General features: G+C 58.5%; 14 protein-coding genes. 5 read left to right on the forward strand and 9 right to left on the reverse strand.

Features of this window, described 5'->3' with window-relative positions; all coding sequences use genetic code 11:
* The first annotated feature begins 22 nt into the window (after nt 1-22).
* Together GQF00_RS13265 and GQF00_RS13270 are read left to right on the forward strand one after the other, a co-directional pair.
* Nucleotides 23-1,672, forward strand: coding sequence for a lipoprotein insertase outer membrane protein LolB (locus GQF00_RS13265; RefSeq protein WP_161319629.1), 1,650 nt, complete (start codon nt 23-25; stop codon nt 1,670-1,672).
* A complete protein-coding gene (locus tag GQF00_RS13270; protein WP_161319630.1) occupies nt 1,672-2,211 on the forward strand; it encodes an FMN-binding protein in 540 nt (179 codons plus the stop codon). Before GQF00_RS13265 ends, GQF00_RS13270 begins: the two co-directional genes overlap by 1 nt.
* Nucleotides 2,212-2,292: 81 nt before the next feature.
* Here GQF00_RS13270 and GQF00_RS13275 read toward each other — a convergent pair whose 3' ends face one another.
* The 5 genes from GQF00_RS13275 to GQF00_RS13295 form a co-directional block, all read right to left on the reverse strand.
* Nucleotides 2,293-3,120, reverse strand: a complete 828-nt coding sequence (locus GQF00_RS13275) for an ion transporter (RefSeq protein ID WP_161319631.1) — start codon at nt 3,118-3,120, stop codon at nt 2,293-2,295.
* Between the two features lie 130 nt (nt 3,121-3,250).
* Nucleotides 3,251-5,182 carry an exodeoxyribonuclease V subunit alpha gene (recD, locus tag GQF00_RS13280; protein ID WP_161319632.1) on the reverse strand — a complete coding sequence of 644 codons (1,932 nt, stop codon included), beginning with the start codon at nt 5,180-5,182 and terminating at the stop codon, nt 3,251-3,253.
* A gap of 189 nt (nt 5,183-5,371) precedes the next feature.
* A complete protein-coding gene (gene recB / locus GQF00_RS13285) occupies nt 5,372-8,992 on the reverse strand; it encodes an exodeoxyribonuclease V subunit beta (protein ID WP_161319633.1) in 3,621 nt (1,206 codons plus the stop codon).
* On the reverse strand, nt 8,989-12,360 hold the full coding sequence (recC, locus tag GQF00_RS13290) for an exodeoxyribonuclease V subunit gamma (protein WP_161319634.1): 3,372 nt from the start codon (nt 12,358-12,360) through the stop codon (nt 8,989-8,991). The genes recB and recC overlap by 4 nt, the downstream gene beginning before the upstream one ends.
* Before the next feature lie 248 nt (nt 12,361-12,608).
* The gene (locus GQF00_RS13295; protein WP_161319635.1) at nt 12,609-13,304 is read right to left on the reverse strand and encodes a LysE family translocator; all 696 of its coding nucleotides are present in this window, start codon (nt 13,302-13,304) and stop codon (nt 12,609-12,611) included.
* Nucleotides 13,305-13,432: 128 nt separating this feature from the next.
* Between GQF00_RS13295 and GQF00_RS13300 the strand changes: the two genes are divergently transcribed.
* Nucleotides 13,433-14,857, forward strand: a complete 1,425-nt coding sequence (locus tag GQF00_RS13300; RefSeq protein ID WP_237440517.1) for a PLP-dependent aminotransferase family protein — start codon at nt 13,433-13,435, stop codon at nt 14,855-14,857.
* Between the two features lie 126 nt (nt 14,858-14,983).
* Here GQF00_RS13300 and GQF00_RS13305 read toward each other — a convergent pair whose 3' ends face one another.
* Both GQF00_RS13305 and GQF00_RS13310 read right to left on the reverse strand, forming a co-directional pair.
* Nucleotides 14,984-15,427, reverse strand: a complete 444-nt coding sequence (locus tag GQF00_RS13305; RefSeq protein ID WP_161319636.1) for a DUF3332 family protein — start codon at nt 15,425-15,427, stop codon at nt 14,984-14,986.
* Between the two features lie 161 nt (nt 15,428-15,588).
* Nucleotides 15,589-16,950, reverse strand: coding sequence for a KamA family radical SAM protein (locus GQF00_RS13310; RefSeq protein WP_161319637.1), 1,362 nt, complete (start codon nt 16,948-16,950; stop codon nt 15,589-15,591).
* 408 nt (nt 16,951-17,358) lie between these two features.
* Between GQF00_RS13310 and GQF00_RS13315 the strand changes: the two genes are divergently transcribed.
* Complete coding sequence (locus tag GQF00_RS13315) at nt 17,359-18,810, forward strand: phospholipase D-like domain-containing protein (RefSeq protein ID WP_161319638.1); 1,452 nt, start codon at nt 17,359-17,361, stop codon at nt 18,808-18,810.
* A gap of 144 nt (nt 18,811-18,954) precedes the next feature.
* Nucleotides 18,955-19,695 carry an START domain-containing protein gene (locus GQF00_RS13320; protein WP_161319639.1) on the forward strand — a complete coding sequence of 247 codons (741 nt, stop codon included), beginning with the start codon at nt 18,955-18,957 and terminating at the stop codon, nt 19,693-19,695.
* Here the strand turns inward: GQF00_RS13320 and GQF00_RS13325 are convergent.
* Together GQF00_RS13325 and GQF00_RS13330 are read right to left on the reverse strand one after the other, a co-directional pair.
* The gene (locus GQF00_RS13325; protein ID WP_161319640.1) at nt 19,652-19,828 is read right to left on the reverse strand and encodes a PLDc N-terminal domain-containing protein; all 177 of its coding nucleotides are present in this window, start codon (nt 19,826-19,828) and stop codon (nt 19,652-19,654) included. The genes GQF00_RS13320 and GQF00_RS13325 overlap by 44 nt on opposite strands.
* 73 nt (nt 19,829-19,901) lie before the next feature.
* Nucleotides 19,902-21,101 (reverse strand): MFS transporter, encoded by a 1,200-nt coding sequence (locus GQF00_RS13330; RefSeq protein WP_237440518.1) that lies wholly within the window; start codon nt 21,099-21,101, stop codon nt 19,902-19,904.
* Between the last annotated feature and the right edge of the window lie 52 nt (nt 21,102-21,153).

The raw sequence follows: 21,153 nt of genomic DNA on the forward strand, positions 1-21,153 counted from the left end.
AAAATAACAAAGAGAGTCCTCCATGAAAGGTGTACTGCTGTGTCATGGCAAGACGGTGCTGCTGGCGTTGTTGCTGGTTCTGCAAGGCTGCTCTTCACTCAAGGAGTCGTCCTATGTTCCCCAGTCCCCGGAGGGATTGAGTGAGTGGCGGGTAGAAGGGAAGTTTTCGCTCTATTCCGAGGGGAAGAAAAGCAAGAGCTATTTCTACTACCAGCAGATAAATGAGAACTACGAACTGGCAGTGCTCATGGATGAGCCGGTGGGAGAGCCCCAGGCCATGATCCGCGGTAATGTGTTCGAGCCAGGTAGCGAGTCCGTGGATGTCATGGGTGGTGCAGATGCGCTGTCAGTGGCAGAACACCTTCAGTCGGGAATCCGTGCCGGCAACCTTTCCTATTGGTTGAGAGGTCTGCCGGCAACCGAGGATGCCACACTTTATCAAGACGGCCTGTATCAGGTCGACCGGATCGAGGAAGCCGGCTGGGAGATCCATTATCGCGATTACATGTCATTGCTGGGCGGGTATCGTTTGCCCGCAGACATCAAGTTCAAGGCCGATGACAAGACATTGGTGCTGGAACTGGTTCGTGGCGATACCGGCTATCTCACCCATCCCTGCGATCAGGGCGTTGGCGAGGAAGTCATGGTGATGGCAACGGATCCTGAGCCAGCGGCGGATGTTGTCAGCCAACTGGTTCCGCGCAATGGGCAGGCGCCCTTGCCGCGCTGGATCAATGAAGTGGACTTCTGTCGCCAGCTAGCCAAAATTCACGACAACAAATTACCCGATACCCGTGAGGGACTGTACGGCCCGGATTCCATGATGTGGAAACTGGATGGACTTAGTGCGCCGCCAGCCTTTGGTGCCGGCCGCGCCCTGTTGTTGCAGGTAGCACATCCCTGGGTGACGGCGGGCATTGATCAGCATTCCGAAGTGCGCGATGACCCCATGGGGCGTGCCCGTCGCACGTTCTATCATATCTCCAGCATGGTCTTTGGCAGCATCCCTCAGGCCATGGCTTCCGCTAACCAGGTGCGCGATATCCATGAAGAGATTGATGGCCAGATGACTGAGCAGGCAGGCGCCTTCCATCATGGCTCTGAGTACCGTGCCAACGAAGTCAGCGCCATGATTTGGGTGCATGCCACGCTGTGGGAAACCATCGTACACATGTACGAAAAGCTGGAAGACGATCTCAGCCAGGAAGAGAAAGACCAGTTCTACGAGGAAACCAAGTTATTCGCCATGTTGTTCGGGATTCCGGAAAGCGCCTTACCGGCGGACTGGAATGAGTTCATGGCCTACAACAAGGCCATGTGGGAAAGCCCGCAGCTCACCGTGACACCCAATGCCCTGCAGCTCAAGGAAGACCTGTTTGATCCCAAGTCTATCTGGATGATTGCACCGCTGTGGGGACAGGAGATCATTACTTCCGCAGAACTGCCGCCCCGGATTCGCGATCAGTACGGGATGAAATATGGCTGGTGGCAGAAGTTCAACTATGGCTGGATTCGTGCTGCCACCTGGACGGGGCAGGTACTGTTGCCCAAGAGTATGGAGCACCACCCGATCTATCATGAAGCCCTGGCGCGGCTGGAAGGTAAGCGGCTGGGCGGCTATAACCAGTGGCTGATCGAGGGTTTCTTCGACAAGGAACGCATCGTTAACTGATGAGCAGGAAACGGTTATGCCTTGCCCTCGGTCTGCTGCTGGCGACACTCTGCCCGTCAGTGATGGCGGTTAGCGGTTATGACGAAACCGAGTACCTTAAACCGGAAGCGTTTCTACACAAGGTCTATGGTGAAACACTGCCCGGCATCTCGCTGATGCCTCTGCGTGGCGACCTGCGCGAGCAGGTGGAAGCGGTACTGGGTCATCGCTACCGAGGCTTGCGTCTGCGCTACTGGGAAAAGGATGGCACCACTGCCTGGATCCTGGATGAGAAGAGCAAGGACATGCCCATGACCATTGGCATTGGCGTCAATGCCGAGGGCGAGATCGCGGTGCTGGAATTACTGGTGTATCGGGAACCACGGGGTGAAGAAGTGCATCAGGTCGGCTTTCGCAAGCAGTACCTGGGCATGACCCTCACTGACACCCTCGGTTTGTCTGGCAAGGTGGACGGTATTACCGGCGCGACGCTTTCCGTGGATGCCATGAACCGGGTGGCGGCGGTGGCGCTGCTTTTGCACCGGGCCGTCCAGCCGTGACGGCAGCACTTGTTTGATTCGGCGATCCATAAAAAGGGACACTCTGGTGTCCCTTTTTATGGCGCACTGTATGCTAAGGCATCACTTCTTGCCGGACTGTACCAGTCTGGAGAGTTCCGCCAGTTGCTCTTGAATCTCTGTGAGTTGGCGCGTCATTCGTTCTCTTTCGCCATGGGCCTCTTGCGCTTGTTTGGCGTTTTGTTCTTCGCTCATCACTTCCAGAATGGCACCGATCATCATGTTCAGGAAAACGAAGGCGGTGAGGAAAATAAAGCTGAGGTAGTACAGCCAGCTGAGTGGATAACTCTCCATGGTGGCGTACATGACGTCAGTCCAGTCTTCGAAGGTGGCCACCCGGAACAGGGTGAGCATGGAAATGGCCACATCTCCCCACAGGGTTTCATCGACACTGGAGAAGAACATGGATCCCATGGCGGCGTATATGTAGAAGATGATGAACATCAGCAGGGCGATGTAGCCCATGCGGGGGATCGCCTTGATCAGGGAGTTGATCAGAAAACGCAGTTCTGGCACCACCGACACCAGACGCAATACCCGGAATACGCGTAGCAGTCGGCCCAGCAGGACGACCTCGGCATTGTCCATCGGAATCAGGCTGCCGATCACCACCAGAGTGTCGAACAAATTCCAGCCATCCATCAGGAACCGCTTTTTGTCCTGATGAACTCCGAACCGGAACAGGATTTCCACCAGAAAGAACACCGTGATGGCGTTGTCGAGCACTGCCAGGGTGTCCCCGAATAGTGGCGGCAAGTTATAGGTGTTGGCGCCGATAGTCAGTGCTGAAAGGATAATGATGGTAATCACTGCGCCCTGAAAAAGTTTGCTCGATTCGATGCGGCGCAGCTGCTCCAGTGTGAATACGGAGCGGGTCAATTCGGTTGACATGACGTGTAAGGGTCCCGTTTGTAATGTGGCTGAACGATGTCAGAACCGAATTCTAATCGCCCGCGGGCTTGCGCAACAGCGCCCATGTTGGCGCACCAGGCTGATGGTGCGGAGCCCGGGAAACGCCAGACTAGTCTTCCAGCCGTTGAGACAGCCCGGAGGCTCTCCAGGTGGCTTTTTTTACTGCGCTGTCCCACACGCCGGCCTTGCCGAATTCCAGCAGCGTAAAGGTTTCCCTGGCGCGGGTGACCGCGGTATAGACCAGCTCCCGTGTCAGTAGCGGGTGCGGGGTGTCCGGCAGCACCAGCAGGGTATGGCGGAACTCGGAGCCCTGGGATTTGTGCACTGTCATGGCGTACACGGTTTCCACGCCATCCAGTCGTGACGGCAGCACCCATTTGATTCGGCCATCGGGTAACTGGAAAGCCACCCTTAGAGCGCGCAGGCCGGCCTCGTCTTGCTCGCCGGGCAGGGTCAGGCCCACATCCCCGTTCATCAATCCAAGCTGGTAGTCGTTGCGGGTCATCATCACCGGGCGGCCGGGATACCACTCCCGTTCCGGGGCCAGATCCTGCTGTTGCAGGTAGTGGGTGATCCTCTGATTGAGCTGCTCCACCCCGAACGGGCCGCTGCGCAGTCCACTGAGTAACTGCTGATGCGTTAGCTGTCTGAGTAATGCTGCGGCCCATTGATCGCGGGTGTGATCCTCCGGCGGCGTCTGTACTGCGTTGAATAAACTGCGCAGGCCATCGTGGCCGGCACTGCCTTCCAGCAGCAGGTTTTCCAGCTCCTGGCCATCGCTGCGCAGGGAGCGGCGATTCAAGCTGTCCGGGTAATCCGAAAACGCCGTGCGGGTACCTTTCAGGTCCGCCTGATTGATGGCGGTAGCCAGGGTGCCGATGCCCGGACTGTCCTTGGAACGCCAGTTCTTCCTCAGCATGGCGGTGCATTGAGCCAGTGCGGTGCCCTGTGTCGTGCCCGCTGCTTTGAAGGCGGTGATGTCAGTGCCGCAGCTGTCGGCAACAAAGGTAACGGTATCGTCCTGATAACGGCCCTCGAAGGCATGTCGGCAAAGATCCCCCATCACCGCACCGGCCTCCACGCTGGCCAGCTGATCCTTGTCGCCGAGTAGAATCAGCTGCGCATGAGCGGGGAGGGCGCCCAGCAGGCTGGCCATCATGTCCATGTCGATCATGCTGGCCTCGTCCACCACCACCAGATCCGCGTGCAGGGGATTGTGGGCATGGTGGCGGAAGTGTCGGGAGTCTGGGCGGGTACCGAGTAGACGGTGCAGGGTAGTCACGTCCGTCGGAATGCTGTCGCGCACGGCATCGGATACCGGCAGTGCTGCTACCTGATCACCGATGGACTCGGTGAGACGGGCCGCCGCCTTGCCGGTGGGGGCGGCCAGCCGGATACGCAATCGCTGCCCCTTCGCCATGGCCAGGCTTTGTAACAGGCCAAGGAGCTTGACCACGGTAGTGGTCTTGCCGGTACCAGGCCCGCCAGTAATGATACCGATGCCACTGCGACTGGCCAGGGCGCAGGCCACTTGCTGCCAGTTGGTGTTGTCGTCGCTGTGCGGAAACAGTGCCTGAAGGGGTTGGTGAAGCTCCGCAGCAGACAGCCCCGAAAGTGTTGCCAGCCGAGCGGCAATGGCCTCGGCCACCGCGCATTCCTGGGACCAGTTGCGGCGCAGATAAAGGCGGTGATTATCCAGCACCAGGGGGGTACTGCCGTCACTGCTGACCAGCGGGCTTTGCTGCAATGCCTTAAGCCAGTCTGCGGGTTTGCCGGGCAGTAGAGCGGCCAGATTGTCTGGTGGTGAGGTGCCCCACAACTGTTCGCTCAGCCTGTCATTGTCCAGGTCTACACACAGGTGCCCACTGGCCTGTTGGTTACTGGTGAGCGCTGCCAGCATCAATACCGCATGGTTGGCACCATTACACTGCTGCTCAAGGAAGCGGGCAATGGCCACGTCCAGATCACGAAGCAAGCCGTTGTCACGAAGCTGGTTAAGGGCGTCTTCCCAGTGAAGGGTGGTGAACATGTCAGATTGCATGGAGAACCCTCCGGGGCATTGTGCGACAAGCTTCAAGCTGCAAGCGACAAGGCGCGGGAAAGGTGGGAGGAATGAGCTGGGTGGCTGTACCCGCGTTCTCACCGTCATGAATCGCGGCGCGAGCGGTTACAGTGTGGCTACAACTGGTACCGTGTTGTAGCTTGTAGCTTGAAGCTTGTAGCTTGCTTCTCATTCCCCACCTCCAAACATCGCATCCAGCCTTTCTATCAGCGCGGTATCCGGTCGATCGAACACTGTTCCCGCCGCCGGGCCCTGCAGGCCACGGAGGAAGACATAAACTGCGCCGCCCAGGTGTTGCTCCGGGTTGTAGTTGTCGCCCAAGCGGCTTTTCAGCAAGCGATGCAGGGCCAGCAGGTAGAGCACATATTGCACTTCATAGCGCTTGTCGAGCACGGCGCGGGTCATGGCGTCGCGGGTGTAGGCGTTGTCATCCACACCCAGCCAGTTGGATTTGTAGTCGAGCACGTAATATTTGCCGTCGTGTTCAAAGACCAGATCAATAAAGCCCTTGAGCATACCGTTGAGCGTATCCGCTTCCAGCCGCGGGCGGGTTTGCGCTGGATGGATGTGATCACGGATTTGTTGGTCCAGTTCGGCCACGCTCACCCGGTGTGCTGGCAACATGAATTCCATTTCGGGCACATAGCGCTGCATGTGGTGCAAAGAAACCTGGCTGTCTGCCAAAGGCAGGGGCGTTTGCAATGCCACTTTCCACCATTGGTTGATGGCCTCGCGGTATTCCTGCCATCCCCGGGCCTGAAGTTTTTCCTCCAGCGTCTGTTCGAACGGTTCGGGCATGCTCAGAGTGGCCACGAAGTCCTGATTGGCGGCCAGTTCAAGGAAATCGTGCAGCAGGGTGCCCGGTGCTGCGCCGCGCGGAAAAGCATGGATCGTACCCGGTAACGGATCCTGTTCCGGACTGGCATCCTGATCGGGTTGTTCTGCCAGCTGGTCGCTACGCGGATCTGCCGGCGCCAGGGTTTCCTGTACATGCTTGAGGGCACTGTAGCTGGCAATCCACCAGGGCGTCCGTTTATGTGGCGGTGGGACCTGCGGCGGCAGCAGTGCCAGGTCCTGTTCTGCCGGCAGGTAATGGTCATCGTTACTTTCCGGGGGGGCGATGACTCTTATGTTCTCGCTGACAAAAGGCGCCAGTGATTTGGTCAGAGCGTTATTTTCAATCCCGTCTCCGAACAACAGACGGCCCACTGCACTCTTTTCCAGCTGGTTGGTTTTGCTGTTGCCTTTCACATAGGGTGCGATGCCCAGTGTGCAGGTATGGCAGGCGCGGGTCAGGGCCACGTAGAGCAGACGCATATCTTCGGCAAGCCGTTCCTCGTCAGCCTTGCGCTCATCCTCTGCATCCGGTTCCAGCGACACATGTAGCCGGTCATCGTCGTGAAATCGCAGAGGTGGTTTGCTTTTATCTGCGGGGCGGAAGCTGCAGATAAATGGCAGGTACACCAGCGGGTATTCCAGGCCCTTGGACTTGTGGATGGTGATCACCTTTACCCGGTCATCATCGCTCTCCAGTCGCAGGATGCTTTCCTTGCTGTTGTTGCTTTGTTGCTCCACGGTTTCTTCCAGATAGCGGATCAACGCCTGCTCGCCGTCCAGTTGAGTGGCCATGTGTTGAAGCAGCTCGGACAAGTGCAGCAGATTGGTCAGAGCCCGCTCGCCGTCCAGGCTTTGGCTGAGCCGTACCGGCACATGAAAATCCATCAGCAGGTTGCGCAGCATGGGCAGCACGCCCTGTTGCTGCCATTGCTGGCGATAGTCATGGAATTGCTCCACCAATTTTTCCCAGAGCACTTCATCCTGGTTGATGGCATCCAGCTCGGCGTAAGCCATGTCCAGGGAGGCACAGGCCAGGGCGCTGCGTACCCGGCTGTCGGATTCCGGGCTGGCGCAGGCGTGGAGAATCAGCAACAGGTCGGCGGCTTCCGGTTGCGCAAAGACCGAATCCTGATCGGAGAGATAGACGCTGCGCACGGATCGCTCCATCAGTGCATCGCGGATGGCCTTGGCTTCAGTGCGGTCGCGCACCAGGATGGCAATGTCATTGGGCTGCAGCGGCTGAAAACCGTCCCCCTTGCGAAAACCGGTATTTCCCTTGACGGCACCGTTGAGCAAACCGGCAATCTCCGTGGCGCAACGTTCGGCCATCTGTTGGCGGTACTGTCCGGCGCTGACGGCCTTGTCGCGATCTTCCACCCAGAGAGTGATGCCGGCGGTTGGCGTGCCATCGACTTCCAGCTGCTCCTTGCGGCCTTGTGCCTCCACAGGTTCAAACGGGAAAGGGCTGCCGGTTTTTTCCATGCGGAACACATCGCCGAAGGTCCGGTCGCTGTAACTGAAAAGTTCGTTTACCGCATGCACCATGGCGTGAGCAGAACGGAAATTTCGGCCCAGGGTGTGGTGGCAGCCTTCGGTGGCCTTGCGGGCTTTCAGATAGGTAAATACATCCGCGCCACGGAAAGCATAGATGGCCTGTTTGGGGTCGCCAATCATGAACCAGCCCGTGTCGGGCTGGTTTTGGTACAGTGCGGAAAAAATGCCGTACTGAACCGGGTCGGTGTCCTGGAATTCGTCAATCAGAGCGACCGGGAATTGTGTGCGAATGACTGCGGCTAGTCGTTCGCCGTTGTCGCCGTCCAGCGCGTCGCGCAAACGGGTGAGCATGTCATCAAAACCCAGAGTGGCGGTCTGTCGGCGCACCTGATCCACGCGACGATCAATCCAGGCGGCCACATGGGCAAGCAGATCGGTGCGCGGCAGGCGGGTGTTTTCGCGCCCTATGAGCATCCGGTCCAGGGTTTTGCAGAACACAAAATCCGGGCGGTGGTCCTGGCCGCTCTTGGTCAGTTTCAGGCCGTCTTCGGAAAACTTGTAGAGGGTCTCGTAATCTTTGTCGCGCAGGCCCTCGCCGTTGGCGTAGCGCTTCAAGGTCTTGAGCATGCCGGGCACACTTTTGGTCCGGTAGCTATTGCCGTTTAGCCACTTGTTGTCCTGGGCGGCGCGTAACCATTCAAAAAAATCCGGTAGCGCTTCGGCCAGTTGCTGGCGGGCCAGTCGGTCGATCTCGGCCTGGGGATCCGTCTGCGTCAGCCATTTTTTCACGCTGTCGGGCAGCTGTTCCGGGTCTGCTTCTTTGAGCCCCAGCAAGGGGCGTGCTTCCTTGAGCAGGTTGTCCGGGTTGCCCAGTTTTTCGCTCTGTAACTGATTGGCTGCACTGACCGGGAAACGGGAAATAATATTACGCCAGTAGTCCCTGGCGGCTTGCTGTTGTTCGTCGCTGGCGTCTTCCTGCAGTTCCAGGCTGAACAGGCTGCCGGAGTCGAAGGCATGCTGCTTGAGCATGCGGTTGCAGAAACCGTGGATGGTGTAGATGGCGGCTTCATCCATCCACTGCGCCGCAGCGTCCAGACGCTGTGCACATTGCTTGCGCGCATTCGGTTCCGCGTAATCTTCCAGCAGTTGTGACAGCACCGGATCATCGGCGCAGGCCTGGGGATCGGCAAAGGTGCGGGCGGCATCGGCAAGGCGATCACGAATCCGCTCGCGCAATTCTTCCGTGGCCGCTTCGGTGAAGGTCACCACCAGAATTTCCGGTGGCAACAGCGGGCGGTGGAAGGCCCGTTCGTCACCGTGACCCAGCACCAGCCGCAGATAGAGCGCGGCCAGGGTGAAGGTCTTGCCGGTGCCTGCACTGGCTTCAATCAATTGCGCGCCATGCAGGGGAAAGGTGATCGGCAGAGGCGCTTTTTGAGTCTTGTGGATACTGCTCATGCCGGGTCTCCCAGTTCGGTCCACTGGCTGTTTTGGAAGAGCGGGTCGTACAACTGCTCGGTCCAGTGAATGAAGCCGGGGCGTCCGTCATGTTCCTGTGCCCATAGATTCTCGAAGTCCGGCCAGGCCCGTGCCAGAGAAGGGTCGTCCACTTCTCCGTGATTAAAGTCGTTGCTGGTGTATTTGCGTTCCGCGGCTTTTTGCGCACGCTCTTCGTCTTCTTCGGCCAGCCAGGCAAAGGCCGTGGCACAGGCCACGGGCAGGGGCTCGCAAAGCGCCTGTTGCCAGGCGTGGCCAAGTTGATCCAGCAGACCTTGGGCGTGGGCCTGAGTGACTTGCAAGAGGGTAAAGCGGCCATCCTGGCCTTGAATATAGCTGGTCAAAGGGTGGCCGGCCGCACAGGCGGCCAGATGGATTACCCAGTCACGGGTGAGTTTGTCGTAACGGTTTTCCAGCTTGCCGGTTTGCAACACCAGCCGTTGCGGGTTGCCGTCCGGGCCGCGCAGGTCGGTGAGCCAGTCTTCCAGCTCCAGGGGGCCGGCGGTGAGACGGATTTCCTGCTGGGGTTGTGGCGCACCGCTTTTGGCGAGCAGGGCAAAATAATCGTCCAGGGGATCGCTAAGGGGCACCAGCAGGCTGTCGCGACTGCTTTCGGTAAACGGGGGCAGGGGCAGATCGCCGCTGGCGGCGAGGCGATTGAGGGTGTCCTGCATGGTGGCCTGTGCCAGCTCCGGGCCCACCCGGAGGGCCTCACTGACCAGTTGATCCTGAAGCTTGTAGCGTTGCAGTCCATCGAAGCCGAACGGTTCGCAGTCCTCAAGCACATCCAGGTGTTGATCCAGTGAGGCTTTCAACCGTTGCTTGAAGAAATGGGCAACGGGTTGTTTGAGAAAACGGCCCAGCGCGGTGCAGTTGACCGGTTCCTGATTGTCCAGCGGCGGCAGTGGTTGGTCATTGCGCACCGCAGGCGCCTTAACATCATGGAGAACCCGCCATTCATTAGCATAGGTGGTCAGTGCCGCATTGGCGGCATCGAAGTAACGGGCGCTGAACGGTTGCAGGGGATGGGACTGGGTAAGGGCGTCCACCGGTGCGCCCTGATCTGAGGACCAGCGCTGGTTGATGTGGTCACGGAGCTGGGCCACCAGTACCGAAGGTGGCCGTTCGCTGTTGTCACGCACATTTCGACCGGTCCAGCTGATATAGAGGCTGTCGCGGGCGCTGAGCAGGGCTTCCAGAAACAGGTAGCGGTCGTCGTCGCGGCGGGAGCGATCGCCGGGGCGGTAGTTGCCCCATTGGCGCATCAAATCGAAATCCATGGGCTGTGTCGGGCGCGGGTAATCACCGTCCTTCATGCCCAGCAGGCAGACATGGCGGAATGGAATGGCGCGCATGGGCATCAAGGTACAGAAATTGATGCGCCCGGCCATGAAGCGCTGGGACAGGCTTTCCGAATTGAGCGTGTCCAGGAGCGGCCGCCGGGCCACGGTAAGTGGCAGATCGCTGGCAAAGTCCGCTTCCGAACAGGCGGCAAGCCAGTCATTCAGCGCATCGCGCAGGCTGGCGTCCAGCCCCTGGTCATCCTGCTCTTCGGGGGCGAACAGATCATCCAGCAGTTGGCTGAAGCGTTGCTGCCAGTGTATCGGCGTGGCCGGGGCCCGGAAGGCCTGCCAGTGGTGCTCGAGGCTGTCCAGCAGTCGCGACAGCCGTCCCGCCAGCTCTGCGCCCAGGCCGGCCACCTCATCCAGGGGCTGGATGTCATTCCAGGCCGGGCCATCGCCCATCAGGTAACCGGCCAGCATGCGTTTAAGGCCAAAGGCCCAGCTGTTTTGTTCAAAGCCGGGCACGTCCAGAGTGTGGCGCTGCGTGCTGTTGAGGCCCCAGCGGATACGGGCCTGATCAATCCAGCTGGCCAGTTGGGGCAGGTCGCTTTCCTCAATGCCGAAACGCTGACGGACTGCAGGGACATCCAGCAGATCCAGAATATCCCCGGCGGTGAAACGCCACTGGGGCAGGTGCAGCAGGGACTCCATGGCCTGGGCCATGGGCGAGGCGGCACCGGCACTGCGGTCGCTGAGTGTATAGGGCAGGTAACGGGGATCGTCGCGCTCCATGCGGCCAAATACGGCATCGATGTAGGGGGCGTAGGCTTCGATGTCCGGGACCATCACGATCACGTCGCGGGGCTGCAGGTAAGGGTCATTGGCAAAGCGTGTCAGCAGGGCGTCCTGAAGAATTTCCACTTCCCGTTGGGCACTGTGTCCGATGGCAAAGTGCAGGGAACTGTCCGGCTTGAGGAGCGGTCTCTGGCCCGCTGCCGGCTGGGGTTCAAGATCGAGAATATCTTCCTGCAGTTGTTGCAGTAACGAGGTCGGCTCACGGTTTTCAAACAGGTCGATCTGGTTCTGAAAGGCGCTGCGGTAACTGTCCGGGTCATCATGATCGTAAAGCAGGCCGATAAAGTCCCGGCCCTGCTTGCCCCAGGCGGCCAGTAGTGGATTGACGCGATTCTCCGGCAACAGATCCATATGACGCTTGCGGTCATCCAGCTGGCGTTTGAGCAGGTGGCGATCTTCCACAATATCGGCCCAGTAATGCTGGCAGGGATTCTGTACCAGCATGAGTATCTGGCAGTGCTTGCTAAGGGCCGCGAGGGCTTCAAGGGCTTGTTGTGGCAGGGCGCTGATGCCAAAGATGATCAGCCGTCGTGGCAGGCCTTCGGGACTGTCGCCCTGACTCAGGCTGTCGACAAAGGCTTCATGGATGGCATTACGACTGAGGCCGCGTTTTTCGCTGGCCATGTCCGCCAGCAGGGCGCGCCAGAGAAAGGCCTGCCAGCGCTGGCTGGCCGGGAATTCATGGAAGTTGTTGCGATCATGGGCCTGGCGCAACTGGTCATTGCCGGCTTCCCAGTCGGTGAGCCAGTCAGCCCGGTAGACCTGGTAGGCGTCGTACAGGTCGGCCAGCCGCTCGGCCAGTTGGTGTCTTTTGCGACCGTCCTGATCGTCCGCAAGGAAGTGGCGCAGGGGACCAAAGTGTTGGTCGTCCAGTAAGGTGGGCAGCAGACGATACAGCCGCCATAGCAGCCGTGATTTATCGAATGGCGAGGTGCGCGGCACCTTGTCTTCGCCGAGCACGGTGCGGTAGGCACTCCACAGAAACCGGGCAGGCATCTGGAACTGAAAACCGGCACTGATGCCGAGCGCATCGGCCAGCTGCAGTTTCAGCCACTGGGCCATGCCATTGGATTGCACCAGAAAGGTTTCGGTTTCCAGCGGTCCCAGGGGCTGGCGTTGCAGCCAGTCAGTCACCAGTTCGGTGAGGGTTTCCAGACGGTTGCTGTGCAGCACCATCAGCCCGTTTTGCATGGGTCATCCTTGGCTTAAAAGAGAGTTAAGCGAAAGGAACTAGCCTAAGGGAGAAGGCCTCCGGACGCCACAACATAGGGACGTTTCCTGACGCGCAAAATCACAGGCTAAGGCCGGGGCAGGACAGATTCTGTCGCGCAGGGGCTGGGGGGTAAAACAGCGGGACCTCAGAAGCGAGTGACGAGTTTGATAAACAACAATCCAGGTCTTGAGGAAGGGTTTGATTTTCGCAACTCGCAAGAGCAATGCTACATCACGCTTAGCCACCAGGGCTCACGGTTCCCTGTCGGTTCGGCGGTTTGTGTTGGCTGTGCTTCGCCAGCCTTGCGCTTATTCGTTTCGCTGGCTTGCAACCCGAAGGTTGGCACCAGGGAAACAATCAGCAGGACGGCCATGGTCCGGTTGAATAGCCGAAGCCGTCTTCCTTCCGTCAGCCAGTGTTTGAGGACGGCCCCGAACAGGCTCCAGCTACTGATCAGCGGCAGACCCAATAACAGGAATACGCCTGCGATAATGGCCACGCTGGCCGTGAAATTTTCGGGATCTGTAAAGGTGGCGACACCGGTCAGAATCATCATCCATGCCTTCGGATTTACCCATTGAAACAGGGCTGCCTGGAAGAACGTAAACGGTTTGCTCTGCGAGGGGCTGTCTTCCACCGTTCTGCTGCGAACCAGTTGCCATGCCAGATACAGCAAGTACAGAGCGCCAGCGAAACGTAGCAGGGTGAGTGCCTGTGGGAATTCCCCCAGTAGCTGTCCAAGTCCAAGGGAAACGCACACCAGAATCACCTGGCAGCCGATAGCAATACCGAAAATATGTGGCAGTGAGCGACGGAAGCCTGCGTTGGCGCCGGACGCCATCAGCATCAGATTATTGGGGCCGGGGGTGGCGGTCATGACGGTCACGAATCCGATCAGGGCCAGGTACTGCTCCGTTGTCATACTGCGCATCCAGATATCGGGGAAGAACAACAAGAGTAAGTGGACAGCTGGGTGCGATACAGATATAAAAAAACAAAATTGATACGGTACAGAGTTTGGCTTTTCTGTTCTGTGCTGCCTGTTTTTTCATGAACTGTACTGCCGAGGGTGGGATGACGCTTTACCAGACACTGGCGGATCATATTCAGGGTTTGATTCGTGATCAGGTTTACCCGGTGGGCAGCCGTTTGCCGGGCGTACGCTTGCTCAGTGCCCAGCATGAGGTGAGCGTGTCCACCGCGGTGAATGCCTGCCGTGAGCTGGAGCAGCGTGGCGTACTGGAGGCGCGTCCACGTTCCGGATATTACGTGCGTCAGCCCACTCTGGTTCGTGAGCCTCCGCGGGTGGCCCGGGCCAGCCGCAAGCCCAGGCACATTACCGGTCAGGAACGGGTGTTGCAGATACTTCAGTCGGTGAAGGATCCGGGTGTGGTGAATCTGGGGGCGGCCGTACCCGCTCCGGATTTTATGCCGGTGGCTGCCATGGAGAGGGTTTATCACTCGGTGCTTCGCGAAGAGCGGCGCCGCTGTGTAGGGTATGAGTTTCCTCCCGGAGCGATGGAGCTGCGTACCCAGATAGCCCGACGCCTGGTGGGCTTGCACTGTGACGTCACTCCAGATGAGGTTTTGATTACCAACAGTTGCCAGGAATCGGTTTCCATTGCGTTGAAGCTGGTTACCCAGCCTGGCGATACGGTGGCCATTGAGTCGCCAACCTACTATGGCCTGCTTCAGGTGATTGAATCGCTCGGCTTGAAGGCTTTGGAAATTCCTACTGATCCGGTGGAGGGGATTTCGCTTGATGCACTTACCCTTGCCCTGGAGCGATGGGATGTGGCGGCTTGTGTGGTGGTGAGTAATTTTTCCAATCCGCTGGGGGTGTGTCTTTCGGATCAGCGTAAACAAGCATTGTTGGCGCTGCTGGGCAGGCACAAGGTGCCGTTGGTGGAAGACGATATCTATGGTGATCTACCGCTCGCAGGCCCTCGCCCAAGACCATTGAAAAGCTGGGACACCCATGGCCTGGTGTACTACTGCTCGTCATCGTCAAAGACCCTGTCGGCGGGAATGCGTGTGGGTTGGCTTGTTCCGCCTGCAGCCCAGCAGAAACGGGCTGAATATCTGCAGTTCATCAATACAGTTTCAGTGAATACGCCGGCGCAGTTAGCTCTGGCAAGGTATCTGGAAAAGGGGCGTTACGACCATTTCCTGCGGCAGCTGTGTGGGGAACATGTCCGTGGTGTGGCGAGGATGACCGAGCGGGTGACCCAGTTGTTTCCCGTGGATTCGAGGGTGAGCCGGCCTGCGGGTGGTTTTGTCTTGTGGGTGGAATTACCGGGTGAGGTGAATACCACTGAGCTTCTGGAAAAGGCCTTGCAAGCAGGTGTCAGTTTTGCGCCGGGGGCCATGTTCTCGGCATCTGGAAAATTTAGCCACTGCTTGCGCATGAACTGTGCGGTCCGATGGGATAACCGCGTGGAACAGGCGCTGGTCACGTTGTCGAGATTGCTTTGAAGCTACCTGAACGGGACGTCGATTCTGCTAAAACAGAAGCGAGTCGCGAAAAGAAAACCTGACGTATTCGTCCGGTCTTTTGATTTTCGAAACTCGCTGCTCGCAACTCGTTACCGGGTTCTGCGTTTACAGCAGCATGGTACCCAGCACTTCGCGTTCCTGGTCCTGGATCTTGACGACTTTGCCGTTTTCCTTGATCAGGGTGTAGTTTTCTTCGATGCCGTTGCTGGTGGCCAGTACGGAGATGGAGCCGTCGGCGTTGTAGGTCAACTCGGCCTGGTTGCCCATGCCGTCAGTGACGGTTTCGGTGGTGCCTGCCACCTTGGCGCCCTCATTGCTGATCGGATTGGTGCCGGTCCAGAATTCGATAGAGTTGAATATTATGATATCCCCCAGCAATGACAGACCGTAAACCGGGACCCACCAGAACACAAAGGAAATGCCCTGGTTCACAAACTTGTTATTGGTGGCGGTGGCATTCCAGTCCTGGACAGTATCGAACAGGGCGTTCTGACCGAGGCAGCCGGTCAGCATCATTGCGCAGGCTGCACTGGTAAAGGCTTTCTTCATGGTGTTCTCCTCGAAATAATAAGAACGTCCTTACCGGGCAAGTCAGCAAAGACGCGTTAGTAATAGCGCACTACAAGTGAAGGTGCCATCGCGAACAGTAGTAAAATGTGAAAGGCGCACCAACAAAAACGCCCCGCTGGGCGGGGCGTTTTGCAATGGCGTTAATCCGTTTTTTCCATTAATGCCAATTCGTCCTCGAAGAAGAATTTATCCTCCCCGAAAGCGGGCTCCAGATGATTGAGCCAGGTGGCGTCTTCGTTGTATTTGGCAAAGAAGGGTCGCTGTACCCAGTCGTGATTACGGCCCTGGATAAAGCGAAGGGCGAAGACTTTTTCACCGTTGATTTCGGTGACACCTTGAATTTCCACCTTGCCAGGGTGGCTGGACATGCTTGGGCCACGGGCGGTGCGGGCTATCCCGGAAACCTGTTTCATGGCGTCGCGGTAGATCTTCCAGGCTTTCGCCAGTGGTACTTCAAAGTAGTGACGGGCGCCGGTGTCGCGTTCCACAAACATGTAATAGGGCACGATGCCCAGTTCTACCTGGGTTTGCCACAGGCGAGCCCAGTCGTCGGCATTGTCGTTGATGTTGGCCAGTAGCGGACCCTGGGCGCGGATGACCGCACCGGTGGCGCGAACCCGGCGGACAGCTTCCCTGGCGATCTCGGTTTCCAGTTCCTGCCAGTGGTTGTAGTGCGCCATCAGGGCCAGATGCTTGCCGCTGGCCTGGACTTCGCGGAACAGTTCCAGCAGGTCCTCGGCATCGTCGTCGGATACCACACGCTGTGGCCAGAAGGTCAGTGCCTTGGAGCCGATGCGAATGGTGCGAACCTGCTCCAGCTCCATCAGTGGCTCGATATGGGCACGCAGATTTTTGGTTTTCATCACCAGCGGATCGCCACCGGTGATCAGTACGTCGGTAATTTCCGGGTGCGCCTGGATGTACTTCTTCAGCTGACCGGCTTCCTTGGCGGCAATTTTCAGGTCGTTGTCACCGATGAACTGGGCCCAGCGGAAGCAGAAAGTACAGTAGCTGTGGCATACCTGACCCTGACTGGGAAAGAACAGCACGGTTTCGTTGTACTTGTGCTGGATGCCATCAATCTTCTCGCCATCCACCTCTGGCATGTTGTGTTCCATCTGGCCGGCCGGGTGTGGATTGAGGGCCTCGCGGACTTCGGCGATGACGGCCTTGATTTCGGCCTTGTCGCCGCCGCGCATGGCGGTGGCCACTTTGTCAAAGTGTTCCGGTGCCAGCATGCCTTTCTGCGGGAAGGTCAGCTGGTAGATGGGGTCATTGGGTACCTTGTCCCAGTTGATCAGCTCATTGATCACATATTCGTTGACCCGGAACGGAAGCACGCTGGCCACCACTTCCATGGCAAACCGGGTTTCTTCATCAAGACGGGAAAGCGGCTCGATCTTGTCGAGCTGTCGCGCGGTGTAGACCTTGAACCGGCGCGGCTCGTCGAATTGTGGCTGCGCACTCTGGTGCAGCGGAATAACCGTATTGGTCTTGGGCATGGTTATGCTCCTCATCATGTGCCGATGCGGGCAGTTCAGCGCTAACATGCAACGCCAACACCGGAACACTGGCTGCCTAAACCAGCAAGATTAATCGTGTATTGCAGATGGCCAGCGGCGGCAGCCGCTGAAAATGAGCGCGGGGCTCATATGCGTGCGCCACGGGGTGACGCGGAGGATTCGGGTAACAACTGTGTCCAGCCATGCCGGGGACGCAGATGGCGGTCCGTCCAGGGCCGCGCTAACCGAAAAGAGGACGCATTCTACTGAATGGCGGGCTGATTCGCAAAAAACGTAGAAAATTCATAATGTTCTGTTTCCCGTTGTGGCGAGGTTCTGTGCTATGTTGGCGGGAATGCCTGCCTGCCAGAGGAGTGGGTAGGGCAGAAAAGCAGGGACTGGAGTGCAATGGGCGCGTGGATCAGCGACTGGCATCAGATATGGAATGATTGGGTAGACCGGCTTGCGCCGTTCTGGCCGTATATCGCTGCTGTCATCAGCATCAGTCTGGCCATCACCGTCACTATCCATGTGTCGAAGAACAAACGCGATGCCCGAGCTGCGGCCGCCTGGACTGGCCTGGTCTGGCTGGTGCCGGTAGTCGGCGCGTTGCTTTACCTGATGCTGGGGGTGAACCGTATCCGGCGTCGGGCCCGGCAGCTGACCGGTGGATTGATCGACAGTGAGGATGGCTGGCGGGTGGCAGCGGAGCCATTACCGGCCTGTGGTCATCTGCAGGAACTGAGCCGACTGGTCGGCAGGCTGACCCATTTGCCTCTGGTCAACGGCAATCATGTGGAACCGCTGGAGGCCCCCCAGGCCTGGCGGGCCATGCTCGACGCCATTGATCACGCTCGCGAAAGCATTTACCTGGCCACCTATATTTTCGGAAACGATGCCGCTGGCAAACCGGTCTGCGAAGCCCTGGAGCGGGCGGTGCAGCGTGGGGTAAAGGTGCGGGTGCTGATTGATGGTGTCGGTGCCCTGTATTCGCTGCCGTCGGTGTTCTGGCGGTTGCGACGCCAGGGGGTGTTTGTACAACGTTTTCTCTATTCCCTTGCCCCCTGGCGGATGCCTTATATCAATCTTCGCAACCATCGCAAGTTTATGGTGGTGGACCGTCGGCTGGCGTTTACCGGCGGAATGAATATCCGTGCGGGCTATATTCAGTCTCCGCCGTCCATTACCGATCTGCATGCGCGGGTAGAAGGCCCGGTGGTGGGACAGCTGCTGCGCAGCTTTGCCGCTGACTGGGTGTTTACCTGCGGCGAAGTGCTGGACACCAGCTACAGCGGCCTGGCACAGGTGGGAGAGGTACAGGCGCGAGGCATCAGTGCCGGCCCTGATGCGGATTTCGACAAGCGCCGCCTGACTCTGCTGGCGGCAATCGGCAGTGCGGAAAAGCGTATCCGCATTGTCACTCCTTATTTTGTTCCCGATCTCACGCTTCTCGCTACGCTGCAACTGGCCCTGCTCAAAGGGGTGGAAGTGCAGATTGTGATCCCGCGCAAAAACAATTTGCGAATGGTGCATTGGGCCAGCCTTCATGCGTTGCACTGGCTGGTGCAGGAGGGCGCGCAGCTGTATCTGTCCGCTCCCCCGTTTGATCACAGCAAGGTCATGACGGTGGATGGTCACTGGGTGATGCTGGGCTCCGGCAATTGGGATGCCCGCAGTCTGCGGCTCAACTTCGAGTTTGATCTGGAATGCTACAGCGATGCGCTCACCGAGACGGTGGATCTCTTTGTGGATGGCCGTATTGAGGCTGCCTCAGCGCTCGACGTGGAGGGATTCCGGCAGATTGCGCCCTGGCGAAAGGTGCGCAATGCGTTGGCCCATATGATGGAGCCCTATTTGTAAGTAGGGTATGGCATAGTGCCATGATTATTGTGGCCTGTGTCACGCTACGGCCTCTGCCGTATTTCACCACACCGGGACCCTCGCTAGAGTGCGTGCAGGTTCTCTTCCCGCTCGGGGGAATGATGAGGAGGGCCGGGCAAAATAATGAAAAAAATCATAGTACAGACATGGATACTGTTGCTGGCACTGACCTCCGTTGGCCAGGCCTCGGAGCCTGAGCGCAAACCGGAATGGATTCTGGTCACCGACCGCGATGGTGTTCAGGTTTATCGACAGGATGAGAACAGCACTCGGCTGAAGACGTTCCGTGGCATTGCCCGCATGAAGGTGGATGACTTCAAGGCCATTGGCGTGTTGATGGACGATTACGCCGCGGTGGCGGACTTCATGCACATGGTCTCGGAAATTCGGGACGTAAAGCGTTACTCCCACTTCAAGCGCGATGTGTACATAACCACCCGGTTGCCCTGGCCGGTCAGTGATCGCGATGCGCCGTTACGGGTTTCCTTCTATCAGGAGCCGGATAGCTATGATCTGGTCATGCCAATCCAGCTCAATCCGGGCATGCCGGAGCAGAATGGCTATGTGCGTATGCCGCAGATGGAAGGCTATTACCGGTTTTCTCCCGTTGCGCCCGGCGAAATAGAAGTCACCATCGAGGTGATTCTGGACCCCGGCGGTGCGGTGCCAGCCTGGATTGCCAACATCATCCTGCGGGACATCCCGTACTTTTCCCTCAAGCGCCTGCGCCGGGTGATTAACCAGCCCCGTTTCCAGGGCGTGGATACTGGCTACTACAAGGTGCCAAAAAGCTGGCAGGAAGCCGAAGAGGCGTCCGTCGCTAACGTTTCAGTGGAGAGCCCGGCCCCATCAGCGCCCAGATAATCAGGCCGATCAACGGCAGGATCAGCACCAGCAGCACCCACAGCACTTTGGCCCCGGTTTCTGCGGATGACTGGATAATCATGACAATGGCGTAAATCGTCAGAGCCAAGTGCAGCAATCCAAGCAACTTCATAGCCAATTCCCTTTTCGTGTTTGTCCTGACCGTGAATGTAGTGCAGCCAACACAGAAGGTAAATCCGCAGCGGTTAAATACCATCCACTGCGTGGTTTGGGGGGCGGCTGATCCAGAGTCCGTAAAGCAGCGCCAGAATGCCCGTGGCGCAGCCCAGCACGATCACCCCGCGCCAGTCATGCTGTTGGTAAACCCAGGCTGACGCCAGCGAACCTGCCGCCCCGCCAACGAAGTAAAGAAACATGTAACCGGAATTGAGGCGGTTACGGATGTCTTCATCCAAAGTGAAAATCAGGTTCATATTGGTGATATGCACTGCCTGCAGCGCCAGGTCCAGCAGCATGATGCCTGCCACAAGGGCGGCAAGAGAGCGCCCGCCCAGCCCCAGCAACCCCCATGACGCCAGCAGCAGGAGCAGGCCAACTACGGTCAGGCTGCGTCCATGTCCTCGGTCCGTCAGTACCCCTGCATGGCGGGCGGAGAGTGCGCCTACCGCACCCGCCAGCCCGAACAGACCAATGGTGGCATCGGAAAAGCCCCAGGGTTCTGCAGACAACAGAAAGGCCAGAGACGTCCACAGGATGCTGAACATGGCAAAGATCAGGCAGCCTAACAGGGCGCGCTGGCGAAACATGGGGTAGTGAAGAAACAGGCCGCCGATGGACGCGATCAGACGGTGATAGGAAAGACCGCTATTTTGCTGGTAGCGGGGCAGGGCCCGGAAAAGAATGGCCGTATTCACCAGCATCAGCGCGGCGGCTACCCAGTACACCGTGTGCCAGTCGCCCAGGGAGGAAAGAGCCCCGGCCACAGTACGGGCCAGCAGAATGCCCAGCAACAGGCCGCTCATGACCGTGCCCACGACCCGTCCGCGGCTTGCGACCGGGGAAAGTGTGGCGGCAAATGGCACCAATACCTGAGCTACTACCGAGAAGGCTCCGGTAATCGCGGTCCCTGCCAGTAACCCCCACAAAGACGTAGCCGTGGCGCTGATCAGGAGCCCGACCGTGGAGGCCAGCATCATGGTGACAATCAGCCCGCGCCGTTCCAGTAAATCGCCCAGTGGCACCAGCAGTATCAGGCCGACCGCATAGCTGGCCTGGGCGGTGGTAACGATAATACCGGCACGGGCATAAGACAGATTCAGCTGCTCGGAGATGGTGTGTAGCAGCGGTTGGGCGTAGTAGTTGCTGGCGACCACCAGGCCAGTGGTGGTTGCCATCAACAGGACCAGCCAGGGACTCAAGGGTGTTTGTCTGGTGCTGGCATCCATGGTCTGTGTCCCGGAAAAATTGAATATGATTCATTTTTGCTCCGCAATTTGC

This window comes from Alcanivorax sp. DP30, assembly GCF_009882945.1.
Lineage (GTDB): Bacteria > Pseudomonadota > Gammaproteobacteria > Pseudomonadales > Alcanivoracaceae > Alcanivorax.

What these genes read in the sequence shown, in the direction of transcription:
- recC (WP_161319634.1), bottom strand. Translation starts at nt 12,360, where the DNA reads ATGCAAAACGGGCTGATGGTGCTGCACAGCAACCGTCTGGAAACCCTC.
- GQF00_RS13310 (WP_161319637.1), bottom strand. Translation starts at nt 16,950, where the DNA reads ATGCCCAAGACCAATACGGTTATTCCGCTGCACCAGAGTGCGCAGCCA.
- GQF00_RS13315 (WP_161319638.1), top strand. Translation starts at nt 17,359, where the DNA reads ATGGGCGCGTGGATCAGCGACTGGCATCAGATATGGAATGATTGGGTA.
- GQF00_RS13295 (WP_161319635.1), bottom strand. Translation starts at nt 13,304, where the DNA reads ATGACAACGGAGCAGTACCTGGCCCTGATCGGATTCGTGACCGTCATG.
- GQF00_RS13305 (WP_161319636.1), bottom strand. Translation starts at nt 15,427, where the DNA reads ATGAAGAAAGCCTTTACCAGTGCAGCCTGCGCAATGATGCTGACCGGC.
- GQF00_RS13265 (WP_161319629.1), top strand. Translation starts at nt 23, where the DNA reads ATGAAAGGTGTACTGCTGTGTCATGGCAAGACGGTGCTGCTGGCGTTG.
- GQF00_RS13270 (WP_161319630.1), top strand. Translation starts at nt 1,672, where the DNA reads ATGAGCAGGAAACGGTTATGCCTTGCCCTCGGTCTGCTGCTGGCGACA.
- GQF00_RS13325 (WP_161319640.1), bottom strand. Translation starts at nt 19,828, where the DNA reads ATGAAGTTGCTTGGATTGCTGCACTTGGCTCTGACGATTTACGCCATT.
- GQF00_RS13330 (WP_237440518.1), bottom strand. Translation starts at nt 21,101, where the DNA reads ATGGATGCCAGCACCAGACAAACACCCTTGAGTCCCTGGCTGGTCCTG.
- GQF00_RS13275 (WP_161319631.1), bottom strand. Translation starts at nt 3,120, where the DNA reads ATGTCAACCGAATTGACCCGCTCCGTATTCACACTGGAGCAGCTGCGC.
- recB (WP_161319633.1), bottom strand. Translation starts at nt 8,992, where the DNA reads ATGAGCAGTATCCACAAGACTCAAAAAGCGCCTCTGCCGATCACCTTT.
- GQF00_RS13320 (WP_161319639.1), top strand. Translation starts at nt 18,955, where the DNA reads ATGAAAAAAATCATAGTACAGACATGGATACTGTTGCTGGCACTGACC.
- recD (WP_161319632.1), bottom strand. Translation starts at nt 5,182, where the DNA reads ATGCAATCTGACATGTTCACCACCCTTCACTGGGAAGACGCCCTTAAC.
- GQF00_RS13300 (WP_237440517.1), top strand. Translation starts at nt 13,433, where the DNA reads ATGAACTGTACTGCCGAGGGTGGGATGACGCTTTACCAGACACTGGCG.